The organism is Maribacter aurantiacus (assembly GCF_005780245.1).
Taxonomy (GTDB): domain Bacteria; phylum Bacteroidota; class Bacteroidia; order Flavobacteriales; family Flavobacteriaceae; genus Maribacter; species Maribacter flavus.
The window spans coordinates 387,524-401,820 of sequence record NZ_VBUK01000001.1 but is presented as its reverse complement, the minus strand read 5'-3'; the positions used below and the strand labels follow the sequence as shown (position 1 = coordinate 401,820).

The window sequence follows — 14,297 nt, the reverse complement described above, 5'->3', positions numbered from 1 at the left end:
AATCTTTTCATATCTGTTCGTCCGTTATATGATAATACCAATTCAACATTCAATCCCATCCAATAAAATGTTTCTTTTCCCGCATTACTTCAAAATAAAAAAGTTCCGCAACTAAGGCTGCGCAACGTTTTTCTTTATTGTAATCCAAAAAAATATTCCATTTTCTTTGGCAGGTTTTAAAAATTGAATTGGTATAAAGTATTCCTAGAACTAATAAAGTATGCCCCGTGCTTTTGCGCAAGACCGCCTTTCGTGAACTTGCAAGCACTATGCCGCCTTTTCCAATTTTTTGAAAAGCGACAAAGCCCATTACATTATCAGAGGTTCCTGTAAAAGATTCTCAGACGATTGCCAGGATAAGGTGTTCGCAACAGGTGGTAAGGGTGGTTTATAGAGAAAAAATTGGATGTCGGCCACTTTTTCTATTCCAGGCAGCTTCTATCCTTAAAGCCTCCGCCGTCTCGTACAAGTTGTTTATACGCTTGGATTTCTGCGGATATATCCTTGTTTTCCATTTGATAATTTGGGGTATACAGGACCTCGTCCCAGTAATTGGTTTGGGGTTCCCTGGCGCGTAGGTCACCCGTGTTTTCCATCCATCCTATCAAATGTTTTCGCAGGAGGTTCAGTGCCGAGGCGTACTTTGGGTTATTGGCTTCGTTCCTTAGATTGTAAGGGTCCTTTTCAAGGATATAAAGTTCTTCCGGTGGTCGTTTCCCAAAAGCCAATTCAAAATAAGTATCCTTTTCTGGATTCCCACCGCCTTGCATGATTAAATATTTGGTGATGGAATTGTCCACATCGCCATACTGCCCTACGGATTGATGTACTGTGGGATCCCCGGCCGGCCATCGGTCCGGTTCAAAATTTTGGATATATAAATATTCATGGGTGCGCACGGCTCTCGACGGATAACTTAGATTGCCCTTGCGCACATTGGCGTGTCGCTCTCGTTCCAAGAAGACCATATCTCTGCCAGCCTTCGTAGCTTCCGTATCAAATAACGGCAACAGTGAATTCCCGCTGAATTCAGCCTGTTGGGGCAATCCTGCGGCTTGTACAAAGGTGGGCGCAAAATCTACGAAGTTGACAAACTCCTTGATACGCAAACCTCCCTCTATGTGCCCTTTCCAGTACATGGCCAAGGGCATACGGGTGCCATAGTCGTACAGGTTGGCCTTGGCCCTGGGAAAAGGCATACCATTATCGCTGGTCATGACAATAAGGGTGTTTTTCAGAAGCCCCTCTCGTTCAAGTTTGGTGAGTATATTGCCGCACTCCCTATCAAAACGCTCCACTTCGTAATAATAATCCAAGATATCGTTCCGCACGCAGGAAACATCCGGCAAAAACTCGGGCACGGACACCCTGTTTACGTCCATCCCTGTTTTTGCCCCTGCATTGGTTTCATAGTCCCGGTGCGGGTCTTGGCTTCCAAACCAAAAGGCAAAGGGCCTGTCCTTGCCTTTAACCTCCAAAAATGCATCAAAATCTTCATAATCCTTTCCCGCCGGGTTATTGCTGTAACCCCCGGCCTCGAAGTCTCCGGGACCCCACCCTTTTCTGCTTTTTCCCGTATGGTAGCCAGAATCCTCCAACATACGCATCCAGTTGGTGAACTTGGACGGTATCACCGACCAAAGATTTCCGGCACTTTCCAGTTGGTGGGGATATTTTCCCAACAAAATGCTTGCCCGCGATGGGGAGCAGGAAGGTGCCGCGCAATAGGCATTTTCAAAAACGGCCCCGTTTTTTGCCAATCCATCAAAGGTAGGGGTACGCACCACGGCATCACCGTAAACCCCGGCATGGGGATAAGACCAATCATCGGCAATCATAAAGACAATATTGGGCGGTTTCGCCTCTACGGATTTCTGGGAATAACCCAAAAAAAGTGTGAAAAACAAGATTGCGTACAATACAATTGAACATCTGTTGGATTTCGTTTGCGAAGGATTCATTGGTCTACAGTTTTGAACAGTTATCGGTCAACAAGGCTAACTATTAATGTTTCAAGGGGAATCATCTCCTCTGGTCGTTCCACTAAATATACAAAACCTAGAACCCATTTCTCCGTAATGTTCTTCGGTCTAGAAAAATATTGTTTAAAAATATTCTCTCAATCCTTGAACAGCGGTGTTTGGGCCAAATCTATCAATAGGGCGTCCTGTTCCTTAAAAACACGTTTCGTTCGTAGATACCTGTTTAGGTTATATTCGTCATAGTTGTCTGCGTCCCTGTCAATACTGCTGATTCGGATTCTGTCCGAAGCATGGATAAATTCATTGTTACCGATCCACATGCCCACATGTACCACTTTTTCGGCCGTGGAATCCGTGGCTTTCCTTCCAAAAAACAACAAATCCCCTTTTTGAAGCTGGTCAAAGCTTTTTGTAGAATCAATAGGAAACCCCGCATGCACTTGCTGTGAGGCGTCCCTTGGGATGATTACCCCGTTCAAAAAATAGATGGTTTTGGTAAAGCCGCTGCAATCCATACCCTTGGTAGACGTACCGCCCCAAAGATAAGGTACGCCCATGAGGGTTTTGGAAGTGGCCACAAGGGATTCCTCACTCCTGTCCAGAGTGCCCAACCAAGTATCATAAGGTGATGCCTCTTCCTTTTTTACGAAGCCTTCCCGGCCATCGGGGAAACGAACCGAATAAAAATCAAGTCCTTCTCCAGTTGCTTCCAAAATGCTGCCAGCGACCAGATCGGACACCCGTGTTTGGGCATCGATGCCCGAAAAAACATGCCCATAGGTATTCGTATAAATAATCTTTTTCAGGTCTGTCCAAGCCTCCAATTCGGCATCGGTCATTACCGAAATTTCGCCGGAATTTACCCAGGCCAAGTATTTATCAGGGGTTTGAATATAGTACCATCCTCCTTCCTTTTTCCAAACTTTTACCGGGGTTCCCAAAGTGGCCTGTGTGGAAAGCTCCGCCGAGTGCTTGGGCTCGCTTCGAAGGTTGGCGACGGAATTTGTCACCAAGGCAACGTATTTGCCCTCCAAACTAGCGTCCGGTAGGATTTTTATGCTATCGGTATATACCACACCCGCTTCGTTCAATTTTTCTTTAAGCGCAAGAACCGCATCGGGAAGGTTGCTTTCGCCAATGAGCCTCCATCCATCCGCAGAATGCTTGCCTTCAATGTTGAAAAGGGCAACCCTTTTATCGGGTGCATATTCCTTTTGGATTGCTTTGACGTAAACGGATAAATCGTCGTTTATGGCTTCTTTTCTGTTGCATGCAATGGTCAGCAGAAAAAAAATTATCAAGAATTTAGGGAAGTGATGCATCTGTTTTTTTTGTAAAAGTAAAGAATCCCGTCTTTTTTACTTGAAATAGTACTTGGATCTCATGGTATAATTTGGTTACATTAGCCCAAACAAAGCGTGAAAGAAGTTTTTATATTAGAAATGTCCGCTTAAAGACGTAAGACCGCTTCGCTATTAGACGTAAGATACCAGACTCTTTTATGGTAACACGAAAATTAAATACTAATATGGTTAGCTTGACGGTATCCTATAAAAAAATTTGGCTTGTGGGAAAAGTAAGGGTACGGCGTTGACAGAAACGCAAAGTTGCGAAATAAAAAAGGTTGTTGAGGTTGCTGGTCTTTTTTTTCGGGCAACAGTGTTTTTAAATATAAATGTTTGACAAAAGGTAATGGTGTGAACAAATTACGAGTAATAGAGCTTTTTGCCGGGGTTGGCGGCTTTCGTCTGGGATTGGAGCAAACCGGAAATTTTGAGGTTGTATGGAGCAATCAGTGGGAGCCTAGCACCAAGACCCAGCATGCCTCCTTGGTGTACGAAGCCAAGTTTGGAACTGAAAATCATGTAAACTCGGATATTTCTGAAGTGCCAACGGATACTATTCCCGATGCCGATGTATTGGTAGGCGGATTTCCTTGTCAGGATTATTCCGTAGCGACCACCTTACAAAACTCCAAGGGGTTAATCGGAAAAAAAGGGGTGTTGTGGTGGAGCATCCATCGGATTTTATCCGAAAAAAAACGCCCGCCCAAATACCTGTTTTTAGAGAATGTGGACCGTTTGCTGAAATCTCCCTCCAACCAACGAGGGCGGGATTTTGCCATCATGCTCAAGAGTTTGGAGGAACTGGGCTATGCAGTAGAATGGCGCGTTATCAATGCGGCGGATTATGGAATGCCCCAGCGGCGAAGGCGCATTTTTTTTCTGGGCTATCATAAAAGCAGTGAAATGTATAAAAAACTGAAAAAATCGGGTGTCGAAACATGGATGCTTCAGGAAGGTGTTTTGGCCGATGCCTTTCCTGCCCACGTGGACTCGGCCAAGTCCCAAGAGTTTCTTATTGAAGGTGATTTGGTCTCGCTGTCCGAAAACTTTAACAAGGACCAAAAACTGTCGCCTTTTGAAAATACAGGGGTCTTTGTGGAAGGAAAAGTCACCACCTCAAAGACCAAGGCGGATTACGATGGTGTAAAAATGGTCCTTGGGGATGTCCTTCAAAAAGACGCTGTTCCAAGGGAATATTATATTGATGAGCATGATTTGGACAAATGGGCCTATTTAAAAGGGGCCAAAAAAGAGGTTCGTACCGCTAAAAACGGGTTTAGCTATAATTACAGTGAAGGCGCCATGGTGTTCCCCGATGCCTTGGACAATGCCTCCAGAACCATCATTACCGGGGAGGGAGGAAAAAGTCCGTCGCGATTTAAACATGTGGTTCAAACCTCCAAAGGCCTGCGCCGTCTGACGCCCATGGAATTGGAACGCTTGAACATGTTCCCGGACAATCATACCCTATTGAAGGGTATTAGCGACACGAAACGCGCCTTCTTTATGGGGAACGCCTTGGTGGTTGGGATAGTCTCCAAAATAGGTGCGGTCCTTTTTGAAAAAATAAATCCGTAAATCCTTTTTGTGAAGAGTACTTTTACATATGATCTAAGAAAAGAAAAAAGACTCTCGGAATTGTTGGACACCTATTATTCAAAAGGGTTGAGACACTACGATTTTGAACGCATCCAAAACCTACGGGAACAATTACGGGGCGTTGATGTAATCTTAAAACATAGAAAAACCCAAGAAACCTTTCTGGTGGATGAAAAGGCCCAATTGGATTATATCAACGAGGACCTACCCACCTTTGCCTTTGAACTCCATTATCTTAAAAACGGTACACTAAAAGATGGGTGGCTTTTTGATTCTAGCAAAAAAACCGATTTCTATACTTTGGTGACTGCCATTTACGAAGACGAACCCGCCAAGTATACCTCGTGCAAGGTCACCTTTGTGAACCGAAGCAAATTGGTGGCATTTTTGGAGGCAAAGGGTGTGACAAGACATTCATTGTTGGATTATTATCAAAATGGTACGGTTCCTCATGGAAAGATGGAGATACAGGAATTAAACCCAAAAACGGCCGGTTATTTGTACCATTCCAAAAACAATAAGGCGGAACAACCCTTCAACCTGATTCTAAAGTTGGATTACCTGCTTTCCAACGGAATTGCCAAAAATCTGTCCCGAATTGGTTAAAAACCTGTTAATCAGCTTTTAATATTTGGATTTCTGCCCTATTTTATTATTTTAGAAGGTATGATAAAATTAGATAAGTCAGAGAACACGGAATTTCTAGAGAAATCCATACATCATTTGGAGGCCACGGGCTTCGAGAACATCAAGGCAGATTTGGAAGGCTACGAAAAGCCTAAATCCTATAGTAGAAAGGGTGCCGACGAAAAAATTACGCCAGACATCGTTGCCATTAAAAACGGGCGAAAGTACTTTTTCGACATCAGCCTAAAATCCGAAAAGCCAAGACTTTTAAAAACCAAATGGTTGTTCTTGGATACTTTGAGCAGGATGAAATCCAACCGATTTAGAATCATTACAACTAGGGGTCATTATAAGTTTACAGACACCATGTTGGAAGATATAAACCTTAGTAATAAGGAACCGATCAAGATTTAAACATCAAAATACGGTACTTAGAAAATATCGGCACGTGTTTGCGTGCCTTTAATTTTTAACCATAGAAACATGCGGAATGCCATCTTCCAAATACTCGGGTCCTTCCGCTTTAAAGCCCAATGAATTGTAAAATTTCAACAAGTAGGTCTGTGCAGAAATTCGAATGGTTTTTGTGCCCAATTCTTCCTCTACAGCCTTTATGGACGCTTCCATGATAAGCTTGCCATACCCATATTTTCGTTGATCCTGTTTGACCACTACCCTACCAATGCTTGCCTCGGCAAAGTAATCGCCCGGTGCGAATACACGGGTATAGGCAACGATTTCACCATCCTTTTTTCCTATCACGTGAATGGCCTTTGCATCCTTCCCATCCAAATCTTGGTACACGCAGTCCTGTTCCACGACAAACACCTCACTACGCAGCTGTAATATTGCATAGAGTTCAGACGTATCCAATTCGTTGAATCTTTTTATGGATGTGTTCATGGGTTTACGTAGTCTTTTATAGTTGGATTTATTACCACCAAATCTTTTACGAAATTTTCCTTTTCCTTGGGAGATAGCACTAAAACTCCAAATTTATCATAGGTAAGTTGTATTCTATCCAAAGATGCCGCAGGGGCGGAAAAAATGTTTTTTGTCTTTTTTACAGATGTTATTCTTGAAATATCTAGGTGCTTTCTATACACGAAACCGCTTTTTACATACAATATATCGGCATCAATGGCATATTCCGTATGCAGCAGCAGATACGAAATAAACAGGCATACAGCGAGAAAGATACCGGAAGTCGTCAGTATGCCGGACGTATCTTCGCCCTTCACGATCATGGATACTATAATACCTAGAAAAAGGAGCATCGGAACAGCTAAAAGCCCCCAGCTAATTTTGGATTTATAGATTTTCATTAAAAAGAAAGTTTATAGTAAACCATTGTACAAACCTATAAAAATCAGAAAATTACTCTTTAAATTCTTAAAAATAGCTGATTTAAGTAAGTCAAGGATAATTAAACACATTGACAATGCCAATATCCCAAATTATCGAGTCAATCCTGAACGATTACATGTTTCGAATCGCATTTACCAAATTCTGGTTGGATGTTGATATGGTTGATGCCGTGGGTATGGTAGAGTTCTTCCTCTATCTCCTCAAGAATCGTGTCGAACTCCGATAATTTTATATCCTCCAAAAAATCGATATGGGCTTCCAAATGCACTTCATCTTCGTTCAACTGCCAAATATGCACGTGGTGCACATTTTTTACAGGTTTAATTTTCAATATGGTATCAACAATATGCTGTACCTGTATGGTGTTGGGCGTGAACAGCATCAATACCCGGGTAGAATCCTTTAAAAGGTCAAAGCCCATAAATATGAGATACACAGCGATGATAAATGTCAACAATGGGTCCACCCAATAGATTTCGTAGAACTTCATCAACAGACCACCGATTAGCACCGCTACGGAAGCCAACATATCCGTAAGCAAATGCAAATAGGCGGATTTCATGTTCATATTTTTATCCGAATCCTTTTTTATGAGCAGCACACTGAAACCATTGGCGGCGATACCCAACAAAGACAGCCAAATGACCAGACTGGATTCCACTTCTTCCGGATTTATAAATCGCTCGATAGCTTCCTTTATCAACAGAACCGCAACAACGATCAATGTGGCGGAATTTACAAAAGCGGCAATGATTTCGGCCCTTTTATAGCCAAATGTCTTCGTGGTCGATGCTTTTTTTTTGGAAAGAACGTTCGCTATATAACTAACGATGAGCGATAATACATCACTAAAGTTGTGCAGCGCATCGGATAATAAAGCAAGACTTCCCGATATAATTCCCCCTACCACTTGTGAAGCGGTAATGAGAATATTCAGTAAAATTGAAATTATGAGGTTCCTGCCTTCCACCTTTGGATGGGAATGTCCGTGTGCGTGATGATGGTGACCGTGGCCCATAAAAGTAAGCTACTAAATACAAGGAATCTTTTCGATCCTTCGTTCGTGACGACCACCGGCGAAAGGCGTTTTTAGAAAAACTTCCACCATTTCCAACGCTTGTTGTAAGGCTATATACCGTGCAGGTAGGCTTAAGACGTTCGCATTATTGTGTTCCCTGGCCAATTCCACAATTTCCTTGTTCCAGCACAACGCGGCCCTGACCTTTTGATGTTTGTTCGCGGTCATGGAAGCCCCGTTGCCACTACCGCAGATAATAATTCCATAATCCACGTTGCCATCTTCCACCTCTTGGGCGACCGGATGTACGAAATCTGGATAATCTACGCTATCGGAACCATCTGTTCCAAAATTGACGACTTCAATATCCATCGAACGCAGTAGACCTATGACGGCAAGTTTATAATCGGTACCTGCATGGTCGTTTCCTATAGCTATTTTCATGTGTTTATAATTAGGTTAATAGCTTGATTTTTAAAAATTTACCTTGGAAGAGGTATTTAACTTACCATAAAAAATCCCTAGATGAGGGTTTCGCGTGTAAGTCTTATATGTTTTTAAGCGTTGGGGGAACGTTAAAACGCTTCTAAAGGTACAACTTCCACATGGTGACCACAAAAAATGATCCGTTTACAACATAGATTTTCAAAAATTGTCAGAAGGGTGTTCATTCGTGTGTATATTTCACAATTTAGACACTCATAAGTTGTTGAAAAAAAAGCAAATTAAAATTTGTATGGAATTTTAATAATGCACAATACAATCATTCCTAAGAAAACGCGAAAAAAACTATTAGAAAGTATTCCCCGTTTTTCAAAACTATCCGTCTTGTAATTAACATTAAATTTACATTAACTTATCAAAAAATGAATGTTGAAATGGGTTATAAACTCATTTTAATAACTTTTTTAATAGCCTGATTTTTAGATTTCTTGAGTACTCATTATATGTCAATAACTATTCGTATCTAATAAAGTCAAGTATTTTTAAAAATAGTTTTACCCCTTATTAACACCCTATCATAATCATCATTTTATTTTTAAAAGATTAAAGAAAAAGATAATTATATACTTAATGTTGATAACAACTATGATTGTGATATAACACGTGCTAGTGGATTATAATTCGTAATTTTCCAACAAACAGAAACTTTAATGTCGAAAAAAAATAAGAAGAGTAGAAATCACAGGAAGAACGAAATTACCAAAGGGATTTTTACTGTTTTGGAGAATGAACCAAGCAAAAGTTTCAACTACAAACAAATTGCCGCAAAAATAGGAATTACCGATGCCCATGATAGGAATACATTGATTCAGAGATTAGCCCAATTAAAGGAAAAAAAACGCATTCGGGAAGTTGCTAGGGGTAGTTATCAAGTATTGGAAGATGTTAAGACCTATCATACCGGCACCGTGGATGTAACCGGACGAGGGAACGCCTATATTGTTGTGGAAGGGATGGACGACGATGTTTTTGTCCCTTTTAATAAGTTGAACAAGGCTTTTCATAAAGATGTGGTGGAAGTGTATATCTATCCAAGGAAGAAAAGCAAAAAACTGGAAGGTGAGATCGTTCGTGTTTTGGAGCGTCATAAAAGCACCTTTGTAGGTGTGGTGGACATGCAAAAAACCTTTGCCTTTGTGCGTCCCTCCGATTTTAGAATGTATACGGATATCTTCATTACCAAAGAAAATCTTAATGGATCCAAGGATGGGGAGAAGGTAATTGTGGAACTTTTGGATTGGCCTGATGGTGTGGATTCTCCCTATGGTAAGATTACCGAAATTTTGGGGATTCCCGGTGAGCACAATACGGAAATACATTCCATCTTGGCGGAATACGGGCTACCCTATGAATTTCCTATAGAGGTACAACGTTTTGCCGATGGACTGGATACTACCATCAAAAAAGAGGAGATTGCCAAACGAAGGGATATGCGAGACGTATTGACCTTTACGATAGACCCTAAGGATGCCAAAGATTTTGATGACGCACTTTCTTTTACCGTTTTGGAAAACGGGAACTATGAAATTGGGATTCATATAGCCGATGTTTCTCATTACCTGGAGGTGGATACTATTCTTGATGATGAGGCATATGATAGGGCCACTTCGGTCTACTTGGTGGATCGCGTGGTGCCTATGTTGCCTGAGGTGCTCTCTAATAATGCCTGTTCGTTGCGTCCCAATGAGGAAAAATATACGTTTTCTGCAATTTTTGAATTGGATAATACTGCTGTTATCAAAAATCAATGGTTTGGCCGTACCGTAATCAATTCGAACGAACGTTTTGCGTACGAGGAAGCCCAACATATTATTGAAAGCGGTTCAGGACACATTCCAGAACATGTGTCAATTCGTGGTAAGGCCTATCAGGTTGGTGAGGATGTGGTTAAGGCTACGTTGACCATGGACAAACTGGCAAGGATCATGCGAAAGAAGCGCATGAAACAAGGGGCCATTTCTTTTGATAAGGTAGAGGTTCGCTTTAATTTGAATGAAAATAATGAACCTATTGGGGTATATTTTAAGGAAGCCAAGGATGCCAATAAACTCATTGAGGAATTTATGTTATTGGCAAATAGAAAGGTAGCGGAGTTCATTGGAAAACAGAAACCCAAGAAAACATTTGTGTATAGGGTACATGATGACCCGGATGAGGACAAGCTGATTGCGTTGAACGGTATTATCTCCAGGTTTGGTCATAAGCTAAATTTTAAGGATAAGAAATCCATTAGTGCGTCGTTGAACCAATTATTGGAAGATGTAAAAGGTCAAAAGGAGCAGAATTTAGTCGATACACTTGCTATTCGTAGCATGAGTAAAGCGGTTTATACGGTTGATAATATAGGACATTACGGATTGGCCTTTGATTATTATACCCATTTTACCTCACCTATCAGAAGATATCCGGATGTTATGGTGCACCGCTTATTGCAGCATTATTTGGATGGAGGGAATACGGTTAAGGCCGATATATATGAGCAGAAGTGTAAACATTCTTCCGATATGGAGGCACTGGCGGCCAATGCAGAAAGGGATTCCATAAAGTACATGCAGATCAAGTTCATGGAAGACCATAAGGACCAAGAATTTTTAGGTGTCATCAGTGGTGTGACGGAGTGGGGAATTTATGTGGAGATTATCGAGAACAAATGTGAAGGTATGGTGCGCATCAGGGACATAAAAGGAGATTATTATATCTTTGATGAGAAGCAATATGCCATAATTGGAGAACGGACCAAGAAAATGTATCAATTGGGAGACGAGGTCGTTGTTATGGTAAAGAGTACCGATTTGATTAAGAGACACTTGGATTTTTCTTTATTAGGGAAGAATGGATAGCTTTTTGGAATGAATTTTGTTTCATGGAATTGCTTAAAATCAATTTCCGTTTATCGGGTATGAAACCTTAAAAATGAAGCACTTAATTTTAATCTTAAGTATTTTTCTGGGTAACGCCTTAGGGGCACAGGATAGCAAGGTATCTGTTGGCCTGGGTAAGTTCGCCGAGGTGAAGGGTTTTGACGGGATTTCTATTAAGCTTATTCGGTCTTCTGAAAACAAGGCCGTTATTTCAGGTGAGAATACGGAGAAAGTAGCTATTGTAAATAATGATGGTATTCTGAAGATTCGCATGCAGATTACCAAGTTCTTTAGTGGTTATAAGACTTTTGTCGATTTGTATTACACAGAAGATATTATGGTCATCGATGTCAACGAGGATGCTAGGATTATTTCAGAGGGTACGATTGTTCAGGATGTTTTGGAATTGAAGTCCCAAGAAGGAGGAGAGGTGAATGTTTCAACAGAGGTGGAGCAACTTTTGATAAAATCGGTTTCAGGAGGTATTGTCAAAGCAACAGGTGTTGCAAATTTGCAGGATGTTCAAATTAACACAGGAGGCGTTTACGAAGGTAAAGCTCTTAAGACCAAATTCTCTACTGTCAATGTGAATGCAGGTTCTAGAGCAGAAATTTATGCGAGCGATTATGTTAAGGCTGCTGTGAAGGCTGGCGGCGAAGTACTCGTATATGGGAATCCACCTAAATTAGAAGAGAAGACTGTTTTTGGTGGAAGTATAAAAAGGATGTAATATTTATATGTGGGAAGATATACAGGCAGCTATTCCATTGGGCTTTATTTTAAGCTTTATGATTGGACCTGTATTCTTTGTACTGCTTGAGACAAGTGCCATCAAGGGCTTTCGTGCTGCTCTGGTATTCGATTTGGGAGTAATAGTAGCGGACATTCTTTTCATCACCATAGCCTATTTCAGTAGTTACCAATTGCTTGAGAATCTAAGCAATCAACCAGGTCTTTACGTTTTTGGCGGTGTTATCCTTTTGGTATATGGGATAACTATTTTTTTTAAACACGGTTCAAGGAATAGTTCGAAAATTCCGATTAAATCTAAGCGAAGTGACTATCTAGGTCTCATTGTGAAAGGCTTTCTTTTAAATTTTATAAATATTGGTGTACTTGTATTTTGGTTGGGAGTTATAATAATCGTGGGACCAAGCTTGGATAATGAACCTTCCCGAATTAGAGTATTTTTTACCACAATGATACTTTCCTATTTTATTACGGATTTATTTAAAATTTTGTTGGCCAAGCAGTTAAAAAGGAAATTAACGGGTACTCGTATTCGCTTGATCAAGAAAGGTATTGGAATTATACTTATTGTTTGCGGAATCGTATTGATAATAAAGGGTTTCCTTCCAAACGATAGATTTAATATTGAATCAAGGATAGAGAATATTAGCTATTAAAAAGGCCACATATTAGTGGCCTTTTTAATTGGTTTTCTAATGAATTATTTTTTGTACTTGTTATTTAGGATGGTTATGATTTCAGTTGTGATGTCATGGGTTTCTTTTCCATAGAGAACACTACCCCCTTCTCCGCCTCCTAGTATATAGCTGTAACCATTTGCTTTACCATAAGCCTGTATTTCCTTTTTTACTTTGGAAACAATGCTATCCATTTCTGTTTGTCCCTGAATTTGTAATTGTTGGTCTTCCATTTGGAGTTGTTGTCCCATTTGTTGACCTCTTTGTTGAAATTGGGCATATTCTTGTTGTGCAGCGTTTTGTGTCATGCTTTGGGCTCTTGTTTGAAATTCCGTAGCTTCTGCTTGAAATTTTTGGGATATACTATCACGCTTTTTACCAAGAGCTTCTGCTTTTTCTTTGTATTTTGTTTCTATATCAATTTTTTCTTGATATTCATTCATAAGTTTTACGTTGTCTACAAACGCAATTTTTTCTTGTGTACAGGAAAGGATGGTAAGGAGTGTTATTCCAAGGATTAATTTTTTCATTTTTGTTTTTATTAATTTGTGGCAAAAGTAAGAAAGCTTTGTTAATATATTGAGTATAGTTATTTCTTATGAAAATCTTACTTTTTATTGGTTTATATTATTGTATACACCACATTTTAAGCTATTTTAAGACCTTTTTTAATATAGGGTATGGTATAATCCTTATTTACTTTTATTTCTCCTTGTGCGAATCGCTATTTAGTTATTTAGCTTTTTTAAGAATATATATATGGGAAGAATATTCTTTACTTAGTAAACCTTTGATGTTTGATACCAATCCTATTAAAAAAGCCATTAAATAATTATTATTACCGCTTTTGTACTTTTCGGAAAGTAGGGACACATAAAAGGAATCGAAAAGCATTGGTTTTGTTTGAACTAGTTTCAGTTTGTATGGTTTAAAAAGTCTTTTTATTGATTCCTTGGAGAAGTGCCATAAATGTCTTGGAGTGTCGTATGCTGCCCAGAATTGTTTGTAGTGTTTGGCGTCATAGGATTTGTAATTTGGTACCGCTATTACTAAGTATCCATTCTGTTTTACTTTTTTTTGAATATTGTTTATTTCGTTTTCTAAATCCGGAAGATGTTCAAGTACATGCCATAATGTGATAACATCAAATTTTTCCTCTGGTATATCCGCTAGTGATTCCTTTAGGGTTACTTCTTTTGTGAGTGCTTTTAGTCTTGCTTGCTGGTTTGGTTCTACCCCGTAGATTTTCCAACCATTTTTTTTGGCGGATTTTAAAAAGTCACCTGTACCTGCTCCAATATCTAGGATTGTTTTTTCAGTAGTGCTTAGTTTTTCGATTAAACCAACTTTTTTATTTAAACTATAATGTTTTATAAATTGATAGATTTTATCTATTATATTTTTCTTTTGATCAGTATGTGAAATATAGTCTGGATGGTCGTAATAAGTATCTAGATTTTTGGGTACTGGATATGTTTGGAGCATATCCAGTTCGGTTATGTATTCTAAATGAAATTCCTCCTGGGTATTAAAGTAATCCTTTGTGGTGAGATATCTTGACATAT

General features: G+C 39.9%; 15 protein-coding genes. 6 read left to right on the top strand and 9 right to left on the bottom strand.

All coding sequences use genetic code 11. From position 1 onward, the window contains the following. Nucleotides 1-49 precede the first annotated feature (49 nt). The 3 genes from FEK29_RS01740 to FEK29_RS01730 form a co-directional block, all read right to left on the bottom strand. A complete protein-coding gene (locus tag FEK29_RS01740; protein ID WP_138256678.1) occupies nt 50-310 on the bottom strand; it encodes a hypothetical protein in 261 nt (86 codons plus the stop codon). Between the two features lie 112 nt (nt 311-422). Beyond that, on the bottom strand, nt 423-1,961 hold the full coding sequence (locus FEK29_RS01735) for a sulfatase family protein (RefSeq protein ID WP_138256677.1): 1,539 nt from the start codon (nt 1,959-1,961) through the stop codon (nt 423-425). Between the two features lie 158 nt (nt 1,962-2,119). After that, a complete protein-coding gene (locus FEK29_RS01730) occupies nt 2,120-3,283 on the bottom strand; it encodes a C40 family peptidase (RefSeq protein ID WP_240042636.1) in 1,164 nt (387 codons plus the stop codon). Between the two features lie 396 nt (nt 3,284-3,679). Here FEK29_RS01730 and dcm point away from each other — a divergent pair, with 396 nt between their 5' ends. Genes dcm through FEK29_RS01715 form a run of 3 tightly spaced genes read left to right on the top strand, consistent with a single transcriptional unit; the run spans nt 3,680 to nt 5,968 of the window. Further along, nucleotides 3,680-4,906, top strand: a complete 1,227-nt coding sequence (gene dcm, locus FEK29_RS01725; RefSeq protein WP_138256675.1) for a DNA (cytosine-5-)-methyltransferase — start codon at nt 3,680-3,682, stop codon at nt 4,904-4,906. Nucleotides 4,907-4,915: 9 nt separating this feature from the next. Then, nucleotides 4,916-5,533, top strand: coding sequence for a hypothetical protein (locus FEK29_RS01720; protein ID WP_138256674.1), 618 nt, complete (start codon nt 4,916-4,918; stop codon nt 5,531-5,533). 60 nt (nt 5,534-5,593) lie between these two features. Next, nucleotides 5,594-5,968, top strand: a complete 375-nt coding sequence (locus FEK29_RS01715) for a hypothetical protein (RefSeq protein ID WP_138256673.1) — start codon at nt 5,594-5,596, stop codon at nt 5,966-5,968. A 48-nt stretch (nt 5,969-6,016) separates the two neighbouring features. Here FEK29_RS01715 and FEK29_RS01710 read toward each other — a convergent pair whose 3' ends face one another. From FEK29_RS01710 to rpiB, 4 genes are all read right to left on the bottom strand, one after another. Continuing rightward, complete coding sequence (locus tag FEK29_RS01710; protein WP_138256672.1) at nt 6,017-6,457, bottom strand: GNAT family N-acetyltransferase; 441 nt, start codon at nt 6,455-6,457, stop codon at nt 6,017-6,019. Beyond that, complete coding sequence (locus tag FEK29_RS01705; RefSeq protein WP_138256671.1) at nt 6,454-6,879, bottom strand: PH domain-containing protein; 426 nt, start codon at nt 6,877-6,879, stop codon at nt 6,454-6,456. Before FEK29_RS01705 ends, FEK29_RS01710 begins: the two co-directional genes overlap by 4 nt. A gap of 140 nt (nt 6,880-7,019) precedes the next feature. Continuing rightward, nucleotides 7,020-7,940, bottom strand: coding sequence for a cation diffusion facilitator family transporter (locus FEK29_RS01700; RefSeq protein WP_138256670.1), 921 nt, complete (start codon nt 7,938-7,940; stop codon nt 7,020-7,022). A 12-nt stretch (nt 7,941-7,952) separates the two neighbouring features. After that, on the bottom strand, nt 7,953-8,384 hold the full coding sequence (rpiB, locus tag FEK29_RS01695; RefSeq protein ID WP_138256669.1) for a ribose 5-phosphate isomerase B: 432 nt from the start codon (nt 8,382-8,384) through the stop codon (nt 7,953-7,955). Nucleotides 8,385-9,094: 710 nt separating this feature from the next. Between rpiB and rnr the strand changes: the two genes are divergently transcribed. From rnr to FEK29_RS01680, 3 genes are all read left to right on the top strand, one after another. Beyond that, nucleotides 9,095-11,284 carry a ribonuclease R gene (gene rnr, locus FEK29_RS01690; protein WP_138256668.1) on the top strand — a complete coding sequence of 730 codons (2,190 nt, stop codon included), beginning with the start codon at nt 9,095-9,097 and terminating at the stop codon, nt 11,282-11,284. Nucleotides 11,285-11,357: 73 nt separating this feature from the next. Then, nucleotides 11,358-12,035: a head GIN domain-containing protein gene (locus FEK29_RS01685; protein WP_138256667.1), complete on the top strand. Its 678-nt coding sequence runs from the start codon at nt 11,358-11,360 to the stop codon at nt 12,033-12,035. Between the two features lie 7 nt (nt 12,036-12,042). Next, entirely contained in the window at nt 12,043-12,711 is a 669-nt protein-coding gene (locus FEK29_RS01680; RefSeq protein ID WP_138256666.1) for a LysE family translocator, read from the top strand. A gap of 44 nt (nt 12,712-12,755) precedes the next feature. Here FEK29_RS01680 and FEK29_RS01675 read toward each other — a convergent pair whose 3' ends face one another. Both FEK29_RS01675 and FEK29_RS01670 read right to left on the bottom strand, forming a co-directional pair. Further along, the gene (locus tag FEK29_RS01675; protein WP_138256665.1) at nt 12,756-13,262 is read right to left on the bottom strand and encodes an OmpH family outer membrane protein; all 507 of its coding nucleotides are present in this window, start codon (nt 13,260-13,262) and stop codon (nt 12,756-12,758) included. 202 nt (nt 13,263-13,464) lie between these two features. Further along, nucleotides 13,465-14,295, bottom strand: a complete 831-nt coding sequence (locus FEK29_RS01670; RefSeq protein WP_138256664.1) for a class I SAM-dependent methyltransferase — start codon at nt 14,293-14,295, stop codon at nt 13,465-13,467. Between the last annotated feature and the right edge of the window lie 2 nt (nt 14,296-14,297).